General features: G+C 67.2%; 24 protein-coding genes and 2 pseudogenes. 17 read left to right on the forward strand and 9 right to left on the reverse strand.

Annotated features, from left to right (window positions below; all coding sequences use genetic code 11):
- Window positions 1-15: 15 nt before the first annotated feature.
- Window positions 16-1569 (forward strand): AMP-binding protein, encoded by a 1554-nt coding sequence (locus tag BLU62_RS12970; protein ID WP_074849957.1) that lies wholly within the window; start codon window positions 16-18, stop codon window positions 1567-1569.
- Window positions 1570-1665: 96 nt separating this feature from the next.
- Entirely contained in the window at window positions 1666-2346 is a 681-nt protein-coding gene (locus BLU62_RS12975) for a hypothetical protein (RefSeq protein ID WP_074849958.1), read from the forward strand.
- Here BLU62_RS12975 and BLU62_RS12980 read toward each other — a convergent pair.
- The 3 genes from BLU62_RS12980 to BLU62_RS12990 all read right to left on the reverse strand — a co-directional run bounded on the left by BLU62_RS12980 (window position 2343) and on the right by BLU62_RS12990 (window position 5180).
- Window positions 2343-3320, reverse strand: coding sequence for a glycoside hydrolase family protein (locus tag BLU62_RS12980; protein ID WP_074849959.1), 978 nt, complete (start codon window positions 3318-3320; stop codon window positions 2343-2345). The two genes, BLU62_RS12975 and BLU62_RS12980, sit on opposite strands and share 4 nt — an antisense overlap.
- 207 nt (window positions 3321-3527) lie before the next feature.
- Window positions 3528-4484, reverse strand: coding sequence for a DUF1214 domain-containing protein (locus BLU62_RS12985; protein ID WP_074849960.1), 957 nt, complete (start codon window positions 4482-4484; stop codon window positions 3528-3530).
- Between the two features lie 66 nt (window positions 4485-4550).
- Window positions 4551-5180, reverse strand: a complete 630-nt coding sequence (locus tag BLU62_RS12990; RefSeq protein WP_244278160.1) for a hypothetical protein — start codon at window positions 5178-5180, stop codon at window positions 4551-4553.
- A gap of 353 nt (window positions 5181-5533) precedes the next feature.
- On the opposite strand from BLU62_RS12990, the gene BLU62_RS12995 reads away from it, so the two are divergent.
- Window positions 5534-6088, forward strand: coding sequence for a TetR/AcrR family transcriptional regulator (locus BLU62_RS12995; protein WP_074852878.1), 555 nt, complete (start codon window positions 5534-5536; stop codon window positions 6086-6088).
- 13 nt (window positions 6089-6101) lie between these two features.
- Here BLU62_RS12995 and BLU62_RS13000 read toward each other — a convergent pair.
- Window positions 6102-6847: pseudogene (locus tag BLU62_RS13000) on the reverse strand (class I SAM-dependent methyltransferase).
- 287 nt (window positions 6848-7134) lie between these two features.
- Between BLU62_RS13000 and BLU62_RS13005 the strand changes: the two are divergent.
- The 6 genes from BLU62_RS13005 to BLU62_RS13030 all read left to right on the forward strand — a co-directional run bounded on the left by BLU62_RS13005 (window position 7135) and on the right by BLU62_RS13030 (window position 11421).
- Window positions 7135-7734: a DUF8020 domain-containing protein gene (locus tag BLU62_RS13005; RefSeq protein ID WP_074849961.1), complete on the forward strand. Its 600-nt coding sequence runs from the start codon at window positions 7135-7137 to the stop codon at window positions 7732-7734.
- 218 nt (window positions 7735-7952) lie between these two features.
- Window positions 7953-9200: a fatty acid desaturase gene (locus BLU62_RS13010; RefSeq protein ID WP_074849962.1), complete on the forward strand. Its 1248-nt coding sequence runs from the start codon at window positions 7953-7955 to the stop codon at window positions 9198-9200.
- A complete protein-coding gene (locus tag BLU62_RS13015) occupies window positions 9197-9397 on the forward strand; it encodes a rubredoxin (protein WP_074849963.1) in 201 nt (66 codons plus the stop codon). The genes BLU62_RS13010 and BLU62_RS13015 overlap by 4 nt, the downstream gene beginning before the upstream one ends.
- Window positions 9398-9401: 4 nt before the next feature.
- The gene (locus tag BLU62_RS13020) at window positions 9402-9581 is read left to right on the forward strand and encodes a rubredoxin (RefSeq protein WP_010842361.1); all 180 of its coding nucleotides are present in this window, start codon (window positions 9402-9404) and stop codon (window positions 9579-9581) included.
- Entirely contained in the window at window positions 9578-10822 is a 1245-nt protein-coding gene (locus BLU62_RS13025; RefSeq protein WP_074849964.1) for an NAD(P)/FAD-dependent oxidoreductase, read from the forward strand. Before BLU62_RS13020 ends, BLU62_RS13025 begins: the two co-directional genes overlap by 4 nt.
- Complete coding sequence (locus tag BLU62_RS13030; protein WP_074849965.1) at window positions 10819-11421, forward strand: TetR/AcrR family transcriptional regulator; 603 nt, start codon at window positions 10819-10821, stop codon at window positions 11419-11421. The genes BLU62_RS13025 and BLU62_RS13030 overlap by 4 nt, the downstream gene beginning before the upstream one ends.
- A gap of 9 nt (window positions 11422-11430) precedes the next feature.
- On the opposite strand, the gene BLU62_RS13035 is transcribed toward BLU62_RS13030, so the two are convergent.
- Window positions 11431-12918, reverse strand: a complete 1488-nt coding sequence (locus tag BLU62_RS13035) for a phospholipase D-like domain-containing protein (RefSeq protein ID WP_074852879.1) — start codon at window positions 12916-12918, stop codon at window positions 11431-11433.
- Between the two features lie 104 nt (window positions 12919-13022).
- Here BLU62_RS13035 and BLU62_RS13040 point away from each other — a divergent pair, with 104 nt between their 5' ends.
- The 6 genes and pseudogenes from BLU62_RS13040 to BLU62_RS13065 all read left to right on the forward strand — a co-directional run bounded on the left by BLU62_RS13040 (window position 13023) and on the right by BLU62_RS13065 (window position 18462).
- Window positions 13023-13664, forward strand: a complete 642-nt coding sequence (locus BLU62_RS13040) for a CHAP domain-containing protein (protein WP_074849966.1) — start codon at window positions 13023-13025, stop codon at window positions 13662-13664.
- A 618-nt stretch (window positions 13665-14282) separates the two neighbouring features.
- A complete protein-coding gene (locus BLU62_RS33815; protein WP_244278162.1) occupies window positions 14283-14576 on the forward strand; it encodes a hypothetical protein in 294 nt (97 codons plus the stop codon).
- Window positions 14577-14596: 20 nt separating this feature from the next.
- On the forward strand, window positions 14597-15229 hold the full coding sequence (locus BLU62_RS13050; protein ID WP_074852880.1) for a DUF2461 domain-containing protein: 633 nt from the start codon (window positions 14597-14599) through the stop codon (window positions 15227-15229).
- Between the two features lie 147 nt (window positions 15230-15376).
- Window positions 15377-16054 (forward strand): annotated as a pseudogene (locus BLU62_RS13055) (FAD-binding protein); the annotation flags it as partial.
- 35 nt (window positions 16055-16089) lie between these two features.
- Window positions 16090-17487 (forward strand): amidohydrolase family protein, encoded by a 1398-nt coding sequence (locus BLU62_RS13060; RefSeq protein ID WP_074849968.1) that lies wholly within the window; start codon window positions 16090-16092, stop codon window positions 17485-17487.
- Window positions 17488-17517: 30 nt separating this feature from the next.
- Window positions 17518-18462, forward strand: a complete 945-nt coding sequence (locus BLU62_RS13065) for a putative antibiotic biosynthesis monooxygenase (protein ID WP_208863631.1) — start codon at window positions 17518-17520, stop codon at window positions 18460-18462.
- 28 nt (window positions 18463-18490) lie between these two features.
- Here BLU62_RS13065 and BLU62_RS13070 read toward each other — a convergent pair whose 3' ends face one another.
- On the reverse strand, window positions 18491-18898 hold the full coding sequence (locus BLU62_RS13070; protein WP_074849969.1) for a YchJ family protein: 408 nt from the start codon (window positions 18896-18898) through the stop codon (window positions 18491-18493).
- A gap of 96 nt (window positions 18899-18994) precedes the next feature.
- On the opposite strand from BLU62_RS13070, the gene BLU62_RS13075 reads away from it, so the two are divergent.
- Window positions 18995-19207, forward strand: a complete 213-nt coding sequence (locus BLU62_RS13075) for a dodecin (RefSeq protein WP_074852882.1) — start codon at window positions 18995-18997, stop codon at window positions 19205-19207.
- Between the two features lie 19 nt (window positions 19208-19226).
- Here the strand turns inward: BLU62_RS13075 and BLU62_RS13080 are convergent, their stop codons facing one another.
- A complete protein-coding gene (locus BLU62_RS13080) occupies window positions 19227-20114 on the reverse strand; it encodes an alpha/beta fold hydrolase (protein WP_074849970.1) in 888 nt (295 codons plus the stop codon).
- 72 nt (window positions 20115-20186) lie between these two features.
- On the opposite strand from BLU62_RS13080, the gene BLU62_RS13085 reads away from it, so the two are divergent.
- Complete coding sequence (locus BLU62_RS13085) at window positions 20187-20807, forward strand: TetR/AcrR family transcriptional regulator (RefSeq protein ID WP_074849971.1); 621 nt, start codon at window positions 20187-20189, stop codon at window positions 20805-20807.
- Here the strand turns inward: BLU62_RS13085 and BLU62_RS13090 are convergent.
- Both BLU62_RS13090 and BLU62_RS13095 read right to left on the reverse strand, forming a co-directional pair.
- A complete protein-coding gene (locus BLU62_RS13090) occupies window positions 20781-21455 on the reverse strand; it encodes a TetR/AcrR family transcriptional regulator (protein ID WP_074849972.1) in 675 nt (224 codons plus the stop codon). The genes BLU62_RS13085 and BLU62_RS13090 overlap by 27 nt on opposite strands.
- 93 nt (window positions 21456-21548) lie before the next feature.
- Entirely contained in the window at window positions 21549-22694 is a 1146-nt protein-coding gene (locus tag BLU62_RS13095) for an acyl-CoA dehydrogenase family protein (RefSeq protein WP_074849973.1), read from the reverse strand.
- Between the last annotated feature and the right edge of the window lie 15 nt (window positions 22695-22709).

Consider the following 22709-nt stretch of genomic DNA (forward strand, 5'->3'; position numbering starts at 1 on the left):
GCACCCGGGTCCGGCATGCAGATCGCAGACTTCCTCGACAAGGGCGCGTCACTCGACCCGTCCGCGCCCTGCTTCACGACCGACGGGGCCTCGTTGACCTATGCGGAGGTCGTCGACCTGACTCGGGTGGTGGCCGCTGCACTGGTACGACGCGGCGTCGGTCCGGGAGACAAGGTCGCCGTCCTGTCCGCGAACGACCCGACGGCCTTCGGCGCCGTGTTCGGGATCAGCCGTGCCGGTGCCGTCTGGTGCCCGATCAATCCGCGCAACGAAGCGAGCGAGAACCGAACGCTCCTCGACAGATTCGACTGTGTGACACTCCTGTATCAGAAGTCGTTCACACCGCTCGTCGACTCGATCCGCGATTCACTCCCCCGGATTCACACGTGGGTCTGCCTCGACGACGACGCGCCGGCGCCGGACACCTTGTCCTGGCCGGAATTCATCGGCCCGGCAACCGAACCCGTAGGTGAGGGCAGTGTCCCGGTATCCGCCGTCGACGATCTGGCGATGATCGCGGGTACCGGAGGCACAACGGGAACGCCCAAAGGCGTGATGCTCACGGGGTTCAACCTGGAGACGATGACGTCGCTGACGTTGATGAGCTATCCGTTCGACGGCCGCCCCGTCTACCTGGCGCTGGCGCCCCTCACCCACGCCGCCGGCGTGCTCTGTTTCCCGATCCTGTGCCTGGGTGGCGAGATCGTCATCATGCGGAAGCCCGATGTCGAGGACTTCCTGACGCTGGTGGAGCGGCATCGGGTCACCCACACCTTCCTGCCTCCGACACTGCTGTACATGGTGCTCGCCTCGCCGTCCCTGGAGCGAACGGATTGCTCTGCACTGCAATGTTTCTGGTACGGCGCCGCACCCATGTCACCGGCCCGGCTGGAAGAGGCACTCACCCGCATCGGTCCGGTGATGGCGCAACTGTTCGGACAGACCGAGGCGCCGATGATGGTGTCGACCATGTCGCCCGCGGACCACTTCCGGCCCGACGGTTCGGTGGCAACCGAACGACTCTCCTCTGCAGGCCGACCGACGCCGCTGGTCACCCTCGCCATCATGGACGCCAAGGGCAACCACATGCCACGCGGCGAACGTGGCGAGATCGTCATCCGGTCGTCGCTGGTCACGCCGGGCTACTACCGGAATGCGGAGGCCACCGCCGAGGCGTCGAAGTTCGGTTGGCACCACACCGGCGACATCGGCTACGTCGACGACGACGGCTTTCTGTTCATCGTCGACCGCGCCAAGGACATGATCATCACCGGCGGCTTCAACGTCTATTCGGTGGAGGTCGAGCAGGCACTCCTGGCGCACCCCGACATCCAGGACTGCGCGGTGATCGGCCGCCCCGACGACAAGTGGGGCGAACGGGTCGAGGCGGTCGTCCAACCCCGGGCCGGGCAGTCCGTCGATCCCCAAGCAGTGATCGCCTTCGTCAAGGCCCGCATCGGAAGCGTCAAGACGCCGAAGGTGGTGCACGTCTGGCCGGATCTCCCGAGGTCGAAGGTCGGGAAGGTGCTCAAACCCGAGGTGAAGTCGCAGCTGTCTGCACCGGCCTGATCGTCGCGACCACGAACTCCTGACGCGATCGGCATGAGGTGGGATCCTGGAACCGTCTCACCCACGTACGTCGGTGCCAGGAAGCGACCCGAGAACATGAGCGACGACGACACCGCTCCACCGGCCGATCGGCCGCGCGCCGAACAACGCTGGACCGCATCGGCTTTCGTCCTCGCCGCGATGGCCGTGCCGTTTCTGCTGCCGGCCCGCTACTCGGCCGGCACCGACTGGCTCCTCCCGGCCGTCGAGGGAGCGGTTCTGTTGACGCTCATCATCGTCGACCCCGGCCGCATCGACCGACCCGGCCGGTGGGTACGCGCATTGTCGATCGCGCTGGTCATCGCCATCGCGGCGAGTGCCGCGTGGGGGTCGGGACGGCTCGTCTGGGATCTGTTGCACGGCAACCCACAGACGACCAACGCCGATGAACTCCTGATATCGGGCGCGCTGGTGTGGTCGCAGACCGTGCTGGCCTTCGGATTCCTGTACTGGGAACTCGACAGTGGCGGGCCGGTCAACCGGCACCTTCATCCCCGGCGCCATCCCGATCTCGCGTTCCCCCAGCAACTCGACCCCGACATCGCGCCGCCCGGTTGGCGACCGGTCTTCGTCGACCATCTGTATCTGGCGCTGACGAACGCGACCGCGTTCAGCCCCACCGACGTCATGCCGCTCGCGCGCTGGATGAAACTGGCCATGGCCGTGCAGTCCATGCTGTCGATCGTGATCCTCAGCCTGGTCGTCGCGAACGCGGTGAATCTACTCGGACAGACCTAGACCGGTTCCCGGATCACGCCGAAGTGGCGGGCCGATCCGGAGAGTCCGGGTAGCTCCTTCAGCGGCGTCCAGGTCCGCAGCCCGTCACTGCTGTCGGAGTAGAAGTACCGCCGGTCCCGGTAGGAGTCGAGATAGAGACGCCAGTTCCCGTTGGGCAGTCTGACCACCTGTGGTCCTTCCACAAGCCGACCCCACGGACCCGGCGCAACAAATCGGTAAGGGCCTCCCAACGACCCTGAGACCGCATGTTCGATGACCTTCTTGGTCTCGTTCTTGGTGAACGCGTGATACGTCGCGCCGACCTTCACGATGGTGGTGTCGATGCGGTCCGCCCGGAGGCCGAGGATCGGAACAGGCGGACTCCACAGCCGGAGCCCCGGCTCGAGCGCGGTCATCAGGTACGGCACAAAGCCGCCACCGGTCGACATCGACAGGATCACGTTGATCCGGCCACCTTCGACGAACCATTCCGGCGCCCAGGCCTTGGTCGTGAACGGCGACAACGACGGTCCGTCGCTGGAGCCCGCCGATCCGAAGCTCAGTGAACCCGCCGACGACCCGGACCCATCCCCCGTGCCGGGCAGGAAGGCGCAGCACAGGGGCACCGGATAGTTGTGCATGAACGTCCAGTTCACCCGGTCACGACTGCGTGCGAAACCGATCGTCGTCGAGCCGGTGGTGTACGTGACGTAGTACCACCCGTCCGAATTGCGGAAGATGCTCGGATCGCGCACCAGGCCCGACGGCGGCCGATAGGCCCCGAAGCGGAGCGGTGTGAACCGGGTCGCATCCGAGGATTGGTACACGTCCATGTGACGGGCGCTGGTGTTGGAGAACGCCACCATGGTGTAGCGCCAGTTCGCCGCGTCGGCGGTACCGGGTGTCGCGGCCACCAGCGCCGAGAGCGCGAGGACCGCGACCGTCAACGCACCGAAGCGGGTCCGGCGCGCGAGGATTCGCTGGGGCAGCAACATTGGAGCAGTATCCGTGACGCCGGCCGGGTTCCGGGCGACTTTCACATCGTCGACCCGTGTGTCCACCGAGAGTTGAGGCACTTCGGTCCGGTCAAAGGATCACTGCCTCCAAGAAACCAGGGGGCACCACGGGTTCCTTCGAACTCGATCGAGGTCGTCTGACCGCAGCGATGTCGCACGCGACATCAAACCCGAAGCTCCGCGGGTTCAGGACTGGGCAACCGCCTGCAGCTTCGGCGGAGCCCAGGTGCCGTCGAGGATCTCGGGACGCGGGCGGTAGAGGCGGATGAGGTAGTTCCAGCCCTCAGGGGTCACGATCGCGTTGGGCGGGACGTCACCACCGGCGTCGGGGATGAACCGCACGGTGATCGAACCGTCGTCGTTGCGTACACCGGTGACGCTGTTGACCGTGTAGAGGTTCTTCTCGTTCGGCTCGAAGAACCCGGCCGCGTTGTAGACCGACACCGACCAGAAGGCGTCGACCGGGACATCGGCGAAGACGAGTTCGTAGTGCCCGGGGCCGGTGGCGGGGTCGACGCCGACGTACGTCGCCTCCGATGTCGGGAGTCCACCCCAGCCCGCGGCGCATCCGATGAGGTGGCGCACCGGGTCGACCTCCTCGCGGGTGCCGAAGGTGCGGTCGAAGGAGTCGAGACCCTTCGCCAGCTCCAGCAAAGCGTTGCGAGTCGCGTCGAGGCTTGCGGTGTCGTAGTCGGGAGAGACGAACGATTCCGACGACCCGGACGTGACCGTCGTCTGGTCCTGCAGCACACCGACCGTCGCGACGTCGTCGGCGTCGGTCGGGTCGACCAGTATCCGTACGGCGACGAGGACATACCGCGATCCGTACTGCTCCTGAGTCAGCGTGTGCTCACCCGCCGCGTGGAGAACACCACCGACGTAGTGGTTCTCGTTCACGATCATCGCGGACACGTAACGCTCGCCCGCGTCGGGCAGTGTCAGGACGGCCGGCTCGGCGAGATCGACGACCGCGAAGCTGTAGAGCGTGTCGCGGTTGAGCCGGATCACCGTCTGCTCGTCGATCGAGGCGGGTTCCCGGTTGTGCCGGAACTTCCCCACCCCGCCGGCGGCCAGCTGGATGTCGGCGAACATCCGGTGCGTCTCCGCCCGAACGAAGTTGTCCACGTTGACATGGCCCGACATGCGTTGTCTCCCTCGGATCAGTACCCGACGCCCGGTGTCCGACGCCACGGTAGGCGATATCGAAGCCTAGCCGGCGACTTCGACCGCCTCGCCGGACGACACGGCTGCACGTCGCACACCGGTGACGAACAGCACGAGTCCGACGACGACCCAGGTGGTCAGCGTCAGCGCCGCGGTCAGACCGCCGGAGCCGCTGAAGTAGGCGGCCGAGCGAACCAGTGTCCCGGCGGCACCCGGCGGCAGGATCTGACCGAAAGCGCCCAGCCCGGACGGCAGCCAGGCAGCCGACCCGGCGATACCGGCCAGCGGGTTGCCGAGGAACATCATGACCATTGCTCCGATGGTGAAACCTTTGGCGCCGAACGCATTCTGCAGACCCGCCAGCGGGATGGCCAAGGCCGCGATACCCAAGGCGATCGATCCGGCGACCGACCAGAACGCCCCCGACCACAGTCCTGCCTCGATGCTGCCGAACCCGAAGGCGAGCATGCACGCCACCACGAGTCCACCGACGACCGAGAACGTGACCAGGCCGGTCAGGTACCAGCCGTTGCTGCGCGGGAAGATCTTCCGGAACGCGACGACCGGCACGATGCCGCCGAACACGAGCGGGAACGCCAGGCCGCCGATGCCGATGCCGGTGGGGTCACTCTCGGGCAGCGGAACGACGTCCTCGACCGTCACCGTCTCCCCCATCGCCGGCCCCAGGGCCTGCGCGGTTCCGGTGAGACTTCCGCTGATCGACGCCGACTCGGAGATCGTGGGCCCCGCTTTTGAGCGACGGGAGGATGAAGACCATCAGCAACAGGATGAGGATCGCACCGAGACCCAGGGTCAACCCGGCCGGCATCACCACGGGCGGCGGCATCTTCTTTCCGTTCGCCCTCTTCTGCGAGACGGCGCTTCCCGCATCTCCCACTGCCATCGTGCTTCCTCCGAATCCAACCGGATGAATTTCCTCCGGGTATAGTGGATGATAACCCTCCGGTTAAGATCGATGTGTCAAGCCGGGTGTGACGCACGAGTCACCCGGTCGAGAGGATGTGGAGATGCGAGCAGATGCAGCGCGACGCCGTCAGGCGATCGTCAGGGAAGCCAGTCGCCTGTTCGCGGCGCAAGGCGGTGGCGTCGCACTCGAGACGGTCGCCGAGGGTGCCGGCGTGGGAATCGCCACCCTGTACCGGAACTTCGACTCACGGCACGCGCTCGCCGACGAGGTGGCGCTCACGATCCTCGGCGACATCGGAAGAGCCGCCGACGACGGCCTCGACGCGATCACCACGTCACCCGACGACGCGTGGACGACATTTGTGAATCGGCTCGTCGAACTGAACCTCGGCGCCCTTTCGGCCGCGTTGGCCGACTACGTGACCGCCGCGGTCAGGGACAAACAGTCCCAGACCCTGACCCGCGTCGAAGAATTGCTCGACACAGCCAAGAGGGCAGGCCTGGTCCGCGATGACCTGGACGCACTCGAGTTGATCGTCGGGATCGGACTCATCACACGTCCTCAGCCCGACGTCGTCCGGGCCGCGACTCCGAACCTCGTGCCGAGGCTGGTGTCCATACTGTTGGCGGGAATGCGGCCGCCGGTCGTGGACTGACCCCAGCCCGAGCTCACACCGCACCACGCGCCGCCCACGCGGTTGCCGAGACGGTGAACGGTCCGTCGCCCAGACGCCCCTGCGCGACCCTCTCGAGTTCGTCCCGCGAAGCGGCGTCGAGCGCCCCGACGTACTCACCCGCCGGACCGACGCCGAAAGTGTAAGGCTCCCACCACTCCTCGAAGGTCGGATGCACGACGTCGACGGCGATGGGCTCCTCGACGACGCCGCGCAGTCCGGCCGCCCCGAACAGCTGGGTGAGATGACCGCGATGCGCACCGGAGAGCAGCGCCTCATCCTGGGCGTCGGGGTCGAGAACGTGCACGGCATCCCAGAACGGGGCGAGCGCACCGGTGGGACCGTCCCACACGCAGGCCGCGACGGTCCCGCCCGGCCGGGTCACCCGCGCCATCTGCGTGAGTCCGCGGACGGGGTCGGTCATGAAGTGGACGACCAGTTGCGCGAGTGCATGCGTGAATCGGTCTGCCTCATAGGGCAATTCCTCAGCCGTCCCGCGACTGACGTCGACGTCCGGGAATCGTTCACGGAATGCGTCGACGAACGGCGGCACGGGTCGATCGCGGTGACGGCAGCACCCGATTGCAGCACGTCAGCGGCCAGCGCCCCGGGCCCGCACCCGACGTCGAGGACATCCGCGTCCGCACCGACCCCCGCGAAAGTCGCGAAGACTCGGGCGAGAGGGTCGGCGTAACGGCCCATGAAGCGTCCGTACGCCTCGGGCGGGACGACGAAACCCACTCGCCCATCGTACGACGCGGCTACCAGCGATGAACTCGAGTCAGCCGATCCCGATCGACCGCCGACCCGGGCCCGGAGCTGCGAATCCAGCAGTTCCCACAGCACTCCGCATGGGAGATCCCTCGGAGCCGAGTGTCATCCGTTCATACCAATGAATTCGGACACGACACACGAGCGCTCGGGCCGATGCAACAATCGCACCGCTTGAACCCGACAAAGCCCCCGACACGACAGACGACGGCGTGACGACGGCGCGACACCTAAGCAGACGAAGTGGAGACCCACCGATGAAGCGCTTCCGCATCCTCAGCATCACCGCATCGGCCATCGCGATGCTCGCGATCTCCTTCGGTACCGCCCACGGAGCGCCCGCCCCGGCGACACCGTCGCATCTGTCGGTGGCGTCTGCCGACGGCGCGTCGATCACCTCCACCCTGAGGAACGCCACCTTCGTCTCCGCCGACGACGGACTCCACGTGGTCGATCGCAACGGCCGAATCCTCGAGCGCGTCGCGCTGACCCTGCCTCTCAGCGGGGCGATCGTGCCGATGCGCGCACAGGTCGGCGCAGATCGCACCTCGGCAACCTTCACCCCGATCCTCACGCCGGAAGTCCGGGCCGCGATCGCTGCCGGAGTCCGCCCCGTGTCGGCGAAGAAGGATCAGGCGTTCCAGAAGATGGTCTGGCACATCAACAACGGTTGGAACCGCGGCGGCAACGTGACCACGGCGATCGGCGCGCTCGCCGGCCTGATCATCGGCTGCCTGGTCATCGTCGGATGCATCTGGGGCGCCGGCGTCGGCGCCGCCATCGGTGCGGTGATCGGTATCGGCAACGGCGATCCGGCTACCGCCCAGGCGATCCTGAACTGGATCAACACCCCATGACAGAGGGGTAGAACCCCTCGATTCCGGATGTGGCCCTCCCCCAGCCGCGCCGGAGTTCCCCAAGAAGATCCCTCGCGCCCTCCCCCGACAGAAACGCGCGAGGGATCTTCTTTGCCGAAATTTACTTTACAAACCACCCGATTTGTCTAGACAACGTACATTGTCTCGGTTAGTGTCGAGTGCGGCAAGTCACAGTCCCCCTCGTGAGAGGAGCGTGCATGAGTACCGCACCGCTCGAATCCGCCCCTGATACCCCGCCGCTGGAATGGCGCGACAAGAAGCGCCATCTCTGGCTGCTCGGCCTCATCCCGCCGACGTCGGTCTTTCTGGCGATGGCGCTCGTCGCCGCCTTCAACGCGATCGGCCACGGTCTCGACGCAGTGTCGCCGGCCTGGTGGTGGATCGGCCCGATGCTGGTCTATGTCCTGCTGCCGATCCTCGATGTCTTCTTCGGACCCGACGGCTCGAATCCGCCCGAGGAGCTGATGGAGCAGCTGGAGAACGACAAGTACTACCGCTACTGCACCTACATCTACATCCCGTTCCAGATCGCCAGCCTCGTGGTGGCCTGCTACCTCTGGACCGCCGACGACCTCAGCTGGCTCGGCATCGACGGCGGTCTGGGCCTCGTCTCCAAGATCGGTCTCGCACTGTCCATCGGCGTCATGGGCGGAATCGGCATCAACACCGCTCACGAACTCGGTCACAAGAAGGACGATCTCGAGCGCTGGCTCTCGAAGATCACGCTCGCGCAGACCTTCTACGGGCACTTCTACATCGAGCACAACCGCGGGCATCACGTCCGCGTCGCCACCCCCGAGGACCCGGCGAGCTCGCGCTTCGGTGAGACCTTCTGGCGATTCCTGCCGCGCAGCGTGTGGGGCAGCCTGAAGTCGTCGATCGAGTTGGAGCGCAAGCGCCTCGACCGTGCGGGCAAGCCGTTCTGGCACCCGAGCAACGACGTCCTCAACGCGTGGGCGATGTCGATCGCGTTGTGGGGTGTGCTCGCCGCCGTGTTCGGCTGGCAGGTCCTGCCGTTCCTCGTCATCCAGGCCGTCTACGGGTTCTCGCTGCTCGAGACCGTCAACTACCTCGAGCACTACGGCCTGATGCGCCAGAAGACCAAGACCGGACGCTACGAGCGCTGCACCCCGGAGCACAGCTGGAACTCCGATCACATCTGCACGAACATCTTCCTGTATCACCTTCAGCGACACAGTGATCACCACGCCAACCCCACTCGGCGCTATCAGACCCTGCGTAGCTTCGACGGCGCGCCGAACCTGCCGAGCGGATATGCCAGCATGATCACGCTCGCGTACTTCCCGCCCATCTGGCGTGCGGTCATGGACAAGAGGGTTCTGGACCACTACGACGGCGACATCGAACTCGTCAACGTCGCGCCGCATCGTCGTGAACGCATCCTCGCTGCGCACGGCGTCGCCGGGAAGGACGACAACCGATGAGCGCCTACCGTTGTCCGGTCTGCGATTTCGTCTACGACGAGGCGACCGGCGCACCCCGCGAAGGCTTCCCGGCCGGCACCGCCTGGGCCGACATCCCCGATGACTGGGCATGCCCCGACTGCGGCGTCCGCGAGAAGATCGATTTCGAGCGCGCCGGGAGCGAAGCGGGCGGGCCCACATCCACTCGAGGAGCGTAAGACCATGAATTTCAAGCTGTTCCGCTGCGAGGTCTGCGGATTCGAGTACGACGAAGAGCTCGGTTGGCCGGAGGACGGCATCGAGCCCGGCACCCGCTGGGCCGACATCCCCGACGACTGGAGCTGCCCCGACTGCGGTGCCGCCAAGGCCGACTTCGAGATGATCGAGGTGGCCCGCCCGTGAATTCCGTTCCCGACGGTCGGCCCGGGTCATCGGTGGTGATCGTCGGGACGGGGGTCGCTGGTATCACTGCCGCGGAAACGCTGCGCGCCAACGGCTTCGACGGCAGCATCACCGTCTTCGGCGAGGAACCCCACCTCCCCTACCGCCGTACCGCGCTCAGCAAGGGCATCCTCGACGGCGACCTGTCCGACGCCAAGATCACACTGCGGCCACCGGGATACTGGGACGAGCGCGGCATCCGGATCGTGTCGTCCGTCCGGGTCACCGGCGTCGACGCCGCATCCAGAACCGTTGAGCTCGCCGACGGTTCGGTGGTCGGCTATGACGCGCTCGTCCTCGCGACCGGCGGCACGGCGCGTCACCTGCCCGGCGCATCGTCGGATCTGTTGTCCCTGCGCACCCGCCACGACATCGACCGTGCCCGTGCCCGGATCGACTCGGGTCCGGTGGTCATCGTCGGCGGCGGACTGATCGGCCTGGAGATCGCCGCCGCAGTGGCGTCATCCGAGCAGCGTGCGGGCTCCACCGGGCAGATCACCGTCCTCGAGGCCGCAGGCTCGTTGCTGTCCCGCGTCGTCCCGGACACCGTCGCGGAAGCCGTCGCCACACTTCACCGCGATCGCGGCGTGCAGATCGTCACCGACGCCCGGATCACCGCCGCCGACGCCGGCGCGGTGACGCTGTCCGACGGCACCCGTGTGACCGGGACCGTGATCGGCGCCATCGGGATGCAACCCGACACCGCGCTCGCCGATGGGGCAGGACTCCGGGTGAGCCCTGCGGGCATCGTCGTCGACGAAGCTCTGCGCACCTCCACACCCGGGATCTATGCCGCCGGCGACGTAGCGGCGCGGCCTCATCCGCTGACGGGTGAGCCGATGCGGGCCGAGCAGTGGCTGACCGCGACCGAGCACGGCAAACTGGTGGCCATGACCATCGCCGCCGACCTCGGCCTCGCCACGGGCCCCTCGACCCCGATCCCGCGCGTCCCGCTCGCGTGGTCGATGCAGTACAGCAGCAACATCCAGATGGTCGGATGGCCGGCGATGGCGAACCGGTTCGACATGGACGTCGACGCCAGAACCGGCTCGGGCACCTGCGCCGACGGATTCGCCGCCACCGTCCGCTGTTTCGACGACGATCGTCTCGTCGGCGCGGTCTGCATGGGACGCGGCGGCGCCGGACGTGCGCTCCGCACCGAGATCGAGGACACCCTGGAGCCGGTCGGCGCCGCGGGATGACGACGCGGAACTACGCCCAGGACAGCAAGGCGCTGCTGCGGAACTCCCTGCTCGACGGATTGCACGACCTGCTGATGGAGCGGGACTGGTCGGCGGTGCGGATGTCGGATGTCGCCTCCGCCACCGGTGTCAGCCGGCAGACGGTCTACAACGAGTTCGGCTCGCGGTACGGACTCGCGCAGGGCTATGCCGTCCGGCTGGCCAGCCGGTTCGCCGGTCACGTCGCCGACTCGCTCGCCGAGCACGTCGACGACGTCACCGGTGCACTGCGCACCGCGTTCAGCGAGTACTTCACCGGCGTCGCCACCGACCCCCTCATCGCGTCGCTGCTCTCCGGTGAGGCGAAACCGGATCTGATGAAGCTCATCACCACCGATGTGGCGCCGATCATCGCGACGGCGAGCGACCGCCTGTCCCAGGCGTTCCGCGAGTCGACGTGGCTGTCGATGCCCGACTCCGACATCGAACGCATCGCCCTCACGATCACCCGCATGGCGCTGAGCTACGTCGCGATGCCACCGGAAGGCGACCGCGACGTCGCCGCCGACCTCGCCGACATCATCGCACCGGCCATCGAGGCGGCACGGTCGCGGAGCTGAGGCGGAATCTCAGCGCAGCAACCTCTTTCCGACCCCACGCCGGAGCACTCCGCGGTAGACCCTCTCCACCAACGGGGTACGCGCATCCTCCGGGTCCACCAGTTCGTTCTCGGCGATGATCGACGCCTCGTCCTCGGTCGACTCGCGGTCGAACAGTTCGAGCGTGCGCCCCGGCGAGGTGAGCGACCCGATCGCGCCGATCAGCGAATTCTCTTCCCGCACAGCGTCGTCGAACACCTCCGCGTCGACACCGAGGTGTTCGGACAGCAGCCGGGTCCGCATCGACGAGATGGTGTCGCGGATTCCCGCGTCGTCGGGATCGTCCCATCGCGCCTCGATCGCCACGTCGCATTCGCTGTCGAAACCGAGGGACCGGTTGTTGAGATTGGATGAGCCGATGCGCAGCAGCACGTCGTCGACGACGAGCACCTTGGCATGCACGTAGATCTCGTCGCCCTCCGCGGTCACCGGATGGTAGGCACGGAAGCGGTCGTGGACGTCGGCGCGCCACAACATCCTGAGCAGCTTGTGGCGGGCGCCGTCCATGGCGAGGCGCTCCACCGGGCTGTCGGCGTGACGTGGGAGGACCACGACGATCTCCGGGCCGTCGGGTTCGGCGAGTCGCTCGGCGAGGGCCTCCGCGATCTCGCGGGCCGCCAGATACTGGCTCTCGATGTAGATCGTGCGCCGGGCGGCCGCGAACGCCGCCAGGTACAGGCGGCGGATCTCGTCGACCTCCGGGATGTCGTTGTAGTGCGGGATGGTTCGGGCGACCCCGACCTCGCAGTCGGTGAACATCACCCCGAGATCCTCCGGCCAGATGTCGGGGCCCTCGTTGTCGACGAGGGGGGCCAGTCGCTCACCGGTCGCCGCCTCCCACCGGTCCACCGCGACACCGGCGACGACGCGAGCGGCATCCCCGTCCAGCGCGACCGTCACGTCATGCCACGGACCGTGTGGTTCGCCGTCGGGATCGCGGCGGTACTCGTTGTGCGACAGATGCTCCGAGGTGTCCCAGCGGTCGACCGTCATGTCGATACCGCCGCAGAACGCGAACTGGTCGTCGATGACCGCGATCTTCTGGTGGTGCGCGGCCGACACCGGGTGCGCGGCGTCGATGCGGTAGTGCAGGCGACGGCCGGTGAGGAGGTCCTGGACGAACGGCGGCGCCACGCCGCGCAACATCCCGGTGAACGCGCCGGTGCTCCAGCGCAGGACGTGGATCTCGAGGCCCGGCCGGTTCGCGATGAGCCATTTGAGGAACTCGCCGAGTCGGTCGGGGATCTCGCCGTCGGCGGACCGCGGGTCGAGGCTGATCCGTGTGTCCACGTCCCAGCCGATCAGGACGACCCGGCGTCGTGCCTGCAGCAATGCCGACTTGGCATGCAGGAAGTAGTCCGCCGCGTCGACGATGCAGGCGACACGGTCGGCGGTCGCGATCTCCCGGCAGGTGTCCCCCGCACGCAATATCGGCTCGCGCCCCGGATCGTCCGCCATGTCGTCCTCCAACCCGTTGGTGAGCCCGTCAGCCCCGTCATTCTGCCAACCCCTGCCGATCACCGTGACACCCGTCCGGCGTCGCGGTCCTTACACTCGTCGGGATGACACCCGAAACCGCGAACGACCTCGAACAACGGCCGACCCGCAGTCGACGGCGCCCGACGCTCGTCGCGGCCACCGTGATCGTCGTGGTCCTGCTCGTGGGCACCGGGATCGTCGCGTGGCGCGCCGTTCCGGAGCGGTGGCTGCCCTGGGACACCGCGGAGTTTCCGCAGGTCGACGCCTCACAACTGTCGCCGGCGCAGAACCGGATCGTCGATCTGCTGCGCGCCGAGCACGCCGCGCAGCGCCCCGGCACGTTCTACTCCGAAGGCGTCGACGAGCCGTGGTGCGCGAACTTCGTCAGCTGGATCATGCGCGAGGCCGGGACCCCGTTCGCCAACCCCCACTCGGGTCACTGGCGGATCCCGGGAGTGTTCACCTTGCAGGAGTACTTCCAGGACGCCGGCCGCTTCGAGCCCGGCGGCGATTACACGCCCCGCGTGGGCGACGTCGTGATCTACGACCGGTCGTCGGCGCTGGGCCAGCACACCAACATCGTGGTCGGGGTCGACGGTGACGAGGCGACGACGGTCGGGGGCAACGAGATGCGGAAGATCCGAATACACGACCTGGACTGGAAGTCCGACGGAGGCGTCGTCGGGTTCGGACGCGTCGACCACGCGCGGACCGCGGACCGGTGACCGGCGCCTCTCGTCACGTGTACCGCTCGCGGCCTCCGGCCGTTTTCCGGCCGGCCCTGGCGGTTGCCCGCCGTTTCACCGACGCCGGGCACCGTGCGTCGGTGAAGCCGTTCGACCACGACCTGAACCTGCTCCACCACACCGAGCTGCCGGCGCGCTTCGCGTGGAGTCACCACGGGCTGATGCTGCCCTCGTTGCCGGCGCCGCACAACTACCTGAGTCTGATGGTGATGAGCGGCAAGACCGGACTCCGGGTCTTCGACTCCGCCCGCGAATCCACGCCCGACGGCCCGCAGGACATCGTCGTCGCGTCGGCGTCGAGCGGCGCCGAGAACGCCTACGCACGCCAGGTGCTGTCAGCACGACACGACGGCCGATTCGCCTCCGACCGCGCCGAATTCGGCACTCTGGCGTCCATCACCGGCACACACCCGGATTTCGAGATCCGGATTCATGCGGACGAGCTGGAGGCGCGGGTGTCGATGACGTGCCGCTCGGAGACGACCTGGTTCGTCAAATCGCCTGTCTACCAGCACATCGGACATGTCGGTCATTACGAGGGCGAGGTGACGTACCGCGGGACGACCGATCGTCGAGACCAACGTGATCGTCAGATCCATGGACGGCACACCCGACCACAAGATCCACGAGGGCTATCACCGGATCCTCGAGACGGACACCTCGCCCACGGTCGACGCGTACGGCAACGAACGGCTGCTGCCACGCATCTTCGAATTCGGTTGCGAGGGGATCTCCGTCGTCGGCACCTACGACTGCCCGCAGCGCTTCGCCATCGGCCGCGGCTACATCTCCGGCTACCGAGCCCGCGTACGGATGGATGGTGAGGAGTTCACCACGCGCGGGTACTCCGAGCACATCGACGAACGACACCCCCGCCGCCCGAATCCATGACCGGCGATACGGTGAAGGGCATGAGCTTCACCGGTTTCCCCGAGGCTGCGCTGGACTTCTACGACGATCTCGAGATCGACAACTCGAAGTACTTCTGGGAGCAGCACAAAGAGACCTACAAGACGGCGGTGGCCGAACCGATGGCGGCACTCACCGATGCGCTGGCCGACGAGTTCGGCGCGGCCAAACTGTTCCGGCCGTACCGGGACGTCCGGTTCTCCAAGGACAAGACGCCGTACAAGACCCATCAGGGCGCTTTTGTCGCAGTGTCGGCCGCGACCGGCTACTACATCCAGATCGGCGCGCCCGGGGTCCGGGTCGGCGCCGGTTTCTACGAGGCGACACCCGCGCGCCTCGCCGAGATCCGCAAGGCCATCGACCACGACCGGCACGGCCCCGAGCTGGTTCGTACCGTCCGCAAGCTCACCAAGGCGGGCTGGGAGGTCGACGGGCAACGCCTGAAGACCGCTCCCCGCGGCTACGACGCCGACCACCCACGCATCGAATGGCTCCGGCACAAGTCGCTGTTCGTCGGCAAGGACTACGGTTTCGACGAGGTCATCCACACCGCTGATCTCGTAGACCGCGTCCGCAAGGACTGGCGGGCCACCAAGCCGCTCGTCGAATGGATCGCGGCGCACTCGGCCACCTGAACTGCCGGCGCGCCCTCGAGGCCCCGGTGTGGTCTCCAGAGATGAATCGAGGTCGACTTCCGACCATTCATCGTCAATGCCGATTTGTCGTGTTAATACTTGTTCGACGTCCACGCCAACGACGACCTCGAGCAACCGGGACAACCGATGACAACGCTTGACCACGGTATCGCCGCTGCGCTCGAGGCCGCGTTGCCCCACCGGGTCCATCGTCCGGACTCCGCCGGTTACCGGGACTCGTTGGCCCGCATCTTCTTTCCCGACGCCTCGCGTAGACGACCCCCGCGCGTCGACGACGGCGCCGTCCTCCTCGACCTCTCCTCCCACCTCTCGCACGCTCGGCCGTGTGGAACCCTCGTCGAGACCCAGGGCGGCGCCACCGTGGGCTCGATCCTCGACTCGCTCGCAGACAGCGGACGCGTGATCCCGGTGGGGATAGTCGGACTCGCCGGACTCGGCCTGGTCACCCGCGGAGGCGTCGGATATCTCACGCGGAGCGTCGGACTGACCCTCGACCATCTCGTGGAGGTCGAGCTGATCCTCCCCGACGGCGAGATCGTGCGGCTGTACGAGGACAGCACCGGCGACGACGCCGACCTCTGGTGGGCGGTCCGTGGATGTGCGCCGTCATTCGGAGTCGTCACCGAGGCGGTCATGCGGACACACGAGCAGGGGCCCGTCCACGTCGACCGTGCCGTCGTCGAACTCGACGCATTGCCACACTATTTCGCGGTCGCGCCGACTCTCCCCCGGCACACGACCATGGGTGCTGTCCTCGGATACGCCGTAGGCGCAGCCGAGCCCGCGGTTCTCGTGTACACCGCCACCCCTGTTCTCCCCCCCAGTCCTGAGGAGCACCGATGACCGATCACGTCCACTTCGGCCACATCTTTCACCTGACCGGCAGCCCCGCGGTCACCGGCGCAGCCGATGCCCTGGTGTCGATCCCCGACGGCGCCCTCGTGATCGGGGGTGACGGGACGATCAGATACTCGGGTGAGCGGTCGGCGCTTCCCGACGAGTTCGCCACGGCGGAACCGCATGAACACCCGGGCGGTTATCTGCTCCCCGGCTTCGTCGACACCCACATCCACTTCCCCCAGACATATGCCGGTGACTCCTATGGCGGCGGACAACTCCTGGAATGGCTGAACCTGTGCATCTTCCCGTCGGAAGCGAGGTTCGCCGATCCCGACTTCGCCCAGGCCGCTGCCGTCGAGTTCACGAGACGTCGCGTCGCCGCCGGCACGACCGCGATGATGGTGTTCGGCTCCGCCTTTCCCCACGCGCAGGACTCGCTGTTCGCCGAGACACTGAAGGCGGGACTCCGCATCGTGTCCGGTCGCGGTATCCAAACCGTCGGCGGTGACTCGGCCACGCCGCTGCTGACCTCCGAGGAGGAGGCGATCCGCCTGACGAAGGCCGAGATCGAGAAATGGCATGCCGCCGGCACCGGCGACCCCGCGACCGCACTCGTCCACGTCGCGATCGTGCCGCGATTCTCGTTGTCGGTGACCACCGAGACCCTGCGGAATCTCGGCGAGCTCTACGACGAACACCGGTCCCGGGGCGTCTATGTGCACACCCACCTCAACGAGAACAACCGCCCCGGGACCGGCGAGATCGACACGACCAAAGAGGTCTACCAGGTCGACTCGTACCTCGACACCTACGACGGCAAATTCCTGCCCGGCTCGTCGGTCGGCGGCACGAGCCTGCTCGGCCGGCGCACCATCCTCGCGCACGCGGTGCACTGCCAGGACTCCGAGCTGGCCCGGATGGCCGAGACCGGGACCTCGATCTCGCACTGTCCGGTCTCGCAGTTGTTCCTCGGTTCGGGCACGATGCCGTGGAAGCGCACGGTCGAGGCAGGGGTGAACATCTCGGCGGGCACCGACTTCGGCGGCGGCGACGAGTGGCTCATCCCCCGGGTGCTCGGCGACGCGTTCAAGCAGCACATCACCGAACCGGGCGATGCCGGGGTGTCGATGCACCCGGCCGAGATGTTGTTCATCGGAACTCTGGGCGGCGCCCGCGCCCTCGACATGGAGGAGCGGTTCGGCAACCTCGACGTGGGCAAGGAGGCCGACTTCCTCGTCATCGAACCCGCCGACGCGCTCGAACCCGTGCTCCAGAACGCCGTGCGCTCCGAGGATCCCGATCTCGCCCGCGACCAGACACTGTTCGCGCTGCTCATGGGGATACGCGAGTCCTCGATCGCCGAGGTGTACGTGCAGGGCCGACGGATCGTCGTCTGAGGCCATGATCACGTCACCGTCGGAGACACCATGATCACAACCGTGTCGGTGTTCCATCCCGTCAGCGCAGCGGGGTTCGCCGACTGGGCCTCGACCCTCGTCGCGTCGGCGGCCGACGCGGATGGGTGCGTCGACGCCCAGATCTCGACGCTCGTCGACGGCCGGTTCGAACCGGCGGTCGCGGTGACCTTCGTCGACGAGGAGGCCTGCGATGCCTGGATCGACGGCCCTCGGTGTGCCGAGATCATGCGGGCCGGTCGCGATCTCGGGCATCTGCCGTCGGCGCCGCCGGTCGAGCTCGTCGACGGCCAGGCTCCTCCGCCCGGCGTGGGCGCCTTCCGTCACGACATCGTCGCGGGCAAGTCCGGCGATTTCATCGCCGCGGAGCAGGAGCTGACGCAGGCGGCGAGCGGGTTCAGCGGCTACGAGGGCACGACGCTGTTCGTCGACGAGCATGCGGGGACCGCCATGTCGGTGCTGAGATTCCGTACCGAGCGACAACTTGCGGCGTGGGTGTCGTCGCGTGAACGCGGAGAGGCGCTCGCCGAACTGCGCTCGAGTCTCACCCACGACTTCGAGACGATGTCGGCGACAACCGCTTTCGGCACCACCGTGCGGACCGACCACGGCCGGGTCAGGCAGACGCCGAACTGGAAGTCGGCGATGATGGTCCTGTTGGTGCTCTACCCGACCGTGATGATCCTGTCCCGTTTCCTCGGTCCGGTCCTCGACCGGCTCGGTGCCCAACCCTGGTTGGCGTTGTGGCTGAGTCAGGTGTGCAGCGTGGGGCTGATGCAGTGGTGGCTGATGCACTGGGCCGCCAAGCCGTTCCGCCGCTGGCTCGATCCGGTCGACGGGGGTGGCTGGCGCAGCAACCTCGCCGGTGCCGTGACGATCCTGGCGATCTATGCGGCCTGCCTGGCACTCTTCGCGAGTGTCACCTGGCTTCAGTTCTGGGACTACACGGACGCCTGAGTCCGCACCGGTACCGACACCGACGGGATCAGGACACGACCCCGTCGAGGTAGACCCACCGGCCGTCGTGGCGCGAGAAACGGCTCCGCTCGTGCAGCGAGCCCTTCTCGGACCCGTGCCGGTAGTAGGCGGTGAAGGTGACCTCCCCGTCGGTGTCGAACGGCGATCCACCGTTCGTCGACTCGACGTCGAGGCGGTACCAGCGCATGTCCTCGTCGAGTTCGAGATCGTCGGGACGGGTGTCGGGGTGCCAGCTGAGCAGCAGGTGGTTGCGATCGCCGAGGGCGAAAGCGGTGAAGCGTGATCGCATCAGCGCTTCGGCGGTCGGTGCGGCGCGCTCACCGGCGAGGACGGGACCGCAGCATTCGCCGAACGGATGGCCGGACAGACATGGACACCGCGCGTCGGGATCACGGTTTGCCGATTCGGTGTTCATTCCCCGCATCTTAGGGGTAGACAGAAACGAGGTCACCCGTGAGGCGGACCGGCCACCCACGAGGCGACCGGACCGGCACCAATGGAGGGAGCAGCCTTGTCCGACAACGTGTATCGGGTCATCGAAGTGGTCGGTTCGGCCAAGTCCGGCACCGACGAGGCGATCCGGAACGCCATCGCCCGTGCGTCGCAGACGGTCAATCATCTCGACTGGTTCGAGGTGACCGAAACCCGCGGCCACATCGAGGACGGCCAGATCGCACACTTCCAGGTCACGCTGAAGGTGGGCTTCAAGATCGAAGGTCCCTGACCCCTCGCCGCCGGAATGACTACCCGCGGGACGCTGCGGCAGTGAGGAACCCACCGATCTCGCGGGCGACGGCCGCAGGCTCGTCGAGCATCGACAGCACCGCCGCGCCGGGGATCTCGGCGTAACGGCCACGCGGTGTCAACTCGGCGAGGCGAGGACCGTGGGCCGGCGGCATCACCTTGTTGTCGGGCGACCACAGGACGAGCACCTCCCCATCGAAATCCCTGAGCGCCTCGGTCTTTCGGATGAGTTCGGCGGAATCGAAAGACGTGGTGGCGTACTTGGTGACATCACGCCGGATGCGTGGATCGTTGAGAACCGGGTCGGTCCACCGGCGCATCCGCTCGTTGTCGACGGGCCGGTTGATCATCCACCCCCAGAGCATCGGCAGTCGCCGCAACCAGCCGATCCGCAGTTGACGGGCCGCGAGGGTGATACCTCCCGGTAGCCGTACGGCCAGGGTCGCCATCTTGCCGGGCAGGCCCGGCGGGAAGTTCTCGAAGGCCTCGCACGGGAGGATCACCATCCGCGCGACGCGTTGGTCACGGCCGAGAGCGGTCAGGAACAGTGAACCGCCCCAATCGGAGTGCACGAGGGTCACGTCACGCAGATCGAGGGCGTCGAGCACGTCGGCGACCAGCCCCACCATCCCGTCCATCGACAGATCCGCGTCGTCGTGCAGCGGGACGCGGTGCGACCCGAGCGGCAGCACGGGCCGGATGTAGCGAAACCCCTTCGGCAGCAATGGGATCACGTCATCCCACACCGTGTGGTCCATGAGCAGTCCATGCAGGAGGACCACGGGCGGCCCCGCTCCGTCCTCCGCATACTCGACAGTGCCGGCCGGCGTCTCGATTCGTTTCAGGGCGCCCGCCTCGGCGCTCCCCACCCGGTTGAGCTCGGTCATGCCACTCGCTCCTCACCTCGACACGAGACCGGACAGCCTCTAGAACGATCACTCTAGAATAGTTGCTCTAGAATGGCCAGGGTGAAGACCGATGAACGCATCGCCGTGGCGATGGCCGAGCTCCTGCGCCGGCAGGGGTACGCGGCGACCGGCATCAAACAGGTCGTCGAAGCAGCCGACGCCCCCATCGGATCGATCTACCACCACTTCGCCGGCGGCAAGCGCGACGTCGCGGCCGCCGCTCTACGACAATCGGGCGCCGCCTACGGCGAGCTGGTCGGCATGCTCCTGGCCCCCTACGACGATCCCGCGGAGGGGATCGAGGCGGCGTTCGTCGCCGCGGCGGAGACCATCGAGCAGGGCGGCTGGCTGAACATGTGTCCCGTCGGGACCGTCGCCGGCGAGATCGCCGATGCCGAACCCGCCCTGCGAGAAGTCGCCGCCGAGGTCATATCCTCGTGGATCGACGCCGGCACCGGACTGTTCGCCGCGCGCGGCCTCGCCCCTGCCGATGCCCGCTCGTTGATGTCCGCGGTGGTCTCGGCACTCGAGGGCGCGTTCATCGTTGCCCGGACCCAGCGTTCCACCGATCCCCTCCTCGCCGCGGGTCGCGCGATGGGCAGCTATGCGCGGGCGCTCGGCGCACAGGCGGGATCGGGAGCCAACTCAGAGTCGGGCGAGGTACTTCGGTAGGGCGTCCTCGACGACGAGGGACTGCAGTGCGAACCGGAGCTGGGCCGAGACGTACGCGTCGAGGTCGTATCCGGGGGCGAAATGCCAGTGTTTGAGCGCCCACCCGTGCGCGAGCATCATGAGGTCGAAGACCACCAGGTCGGCGTCGACGTCGGCGATGAGCCCGGCCTCGACACCGGCGGTGACCGCCGCCCGCATCGGCGCGGAGGTCTCGACCTCGAGCTCCTTGATCCGCTCCCGGCCCGCGGCGTCGAGCGTGCGACTCTCCCGATAGGTCAGCACGACGGCGTCGCGGTTCTCGTCGACGATCGTCGCGTACTGACGGAAACCGGCGATCAGCTGTTCGACGGGGTCGTCACCGGCGCGGTCCATGGCCGGCTGCAGCTGATCGCGGAAGGCTTCGAGGATGTCGACGATCGCGGCCAGCAGGATCTCTTCCTTGCCACCGAAGTACTTGTAGAACAAGCCGACGCTGACCTGAGCCTCCTCGGCCAGGGCCTGCATCGACATCTGGTGAAAGCCGGTGCGCTCCATGACCTTCACGGCCGCGTCGAGAAGCTGACGGCGGCGGGTGGAGATACGCACCGCGCGCACCGCCTCCTCGACGGCCAGGTCGGCCGACGACCTCGCTGTCGCGGGTTTCGCCATCGCTGTACTTCCTTCTGATCCGCTCGTGACCACCGATTCCGACCACCGGGATGACCCGGTCCGCTGAATCAGCGTTCACACACTGTACAAGTCCTACAGACCGAGGTCCTTGGCGACGATCGTCTTCATGATCTCGGTGGTGCCGCCGTAGATGGTCTGGATCCGGGCGTCGACGAACGCCCGCGACACCGGATACTCACGCATGTATCCATAACCACCGTGCAGTTGCAGGCACCGGTCGGCGGTGCGTACCTGCAGTTCGGTGGCCCACCACTTGAGTTTCGCGGCCCGCGCCGGCGTCAACTCACCGGCGACGTGTTCGGCGATGCAGTCGTCGAGGAACGTACGGGCGATGTCGAGTTCGGTCGCCAGTTCGGCGGCGACGAACTGGGTGTTCTGGAACGACGAGATCGGCGATCCGAATGCGGTGCGCTCCCGCACGTACTCCAGCGTGCGCGCGAAGGTGCCCTCGGCGGCCGCGACCGCACCGATGGCCAGCGACAACCGCTCCTGCGGGAGGTTGCGGACGAGCTGATAGAAGCCCTGCCCCTCCTCACCCAGCCGATTGGCCGCGGGAACGCGCATGTCTTCGAAGGACAGCTCGCTGGTGTCCTGTGCGTGCAGGCCGATCTTGTCGAGCTTGCGCCCTCGGACGAAGCCGGGAGTGTCCGCCTCGACGACGAAAAGGGTGAGCCCCTTGTGCTTGTCGGGGCCTGTCCGGGTAGCGACGACGAAGAGGTCGCCGTTGCGTCCGTTGGAGATGAACGTCTTCGCACCGTTGACGACGTAGTGGTCGCCGTCGCGGACCGCGGAGGTACGAATGCCGGTGAGGTCACTGCCCGCGCCGGGTTCGGTCATCGCGATACCCAGCACGGTGTCGCCGCCGACGACCCCGGGCAGCCACCGTGCCTTCTGCTCGTCGGTGGTCAGCTCGGTCAGGTACGGCAGTACCACGTCGTTCTGCAGGGAGAACGCGATGGCCTCGGCGGCTGCACCGGTGCGGGCCACCTCGTCGATCAGGATGGCGTTGTACCGGAAGTCGTCGACGCCGGGGCCGCCGAACCGTTCGGGTACGGGAAAGCCGAGCAGTCCGTTCTCACCCGCGTCGACGAAGAGGCCGCGGTCCCATTGCCCGGCGTTCTCCCAGTCGGCGTGCGCGGGGGTGATCTGTTCGGTCACAAAGCGTCTGACCGTCTCGCGGAAGTGCTTGTGTTCGAGGTCATGGGTCAGTGAGGACATCGCTTCTTCCGTTCG

The organism is Gordonia westfalica (assembly GCF_900105725.1).
GTDB lineage: Bacteria > Actinomycetota > Actinomycetes > Mycobacteriales > Mycobacteriaceae > Gordonia > Gordonia westfalica.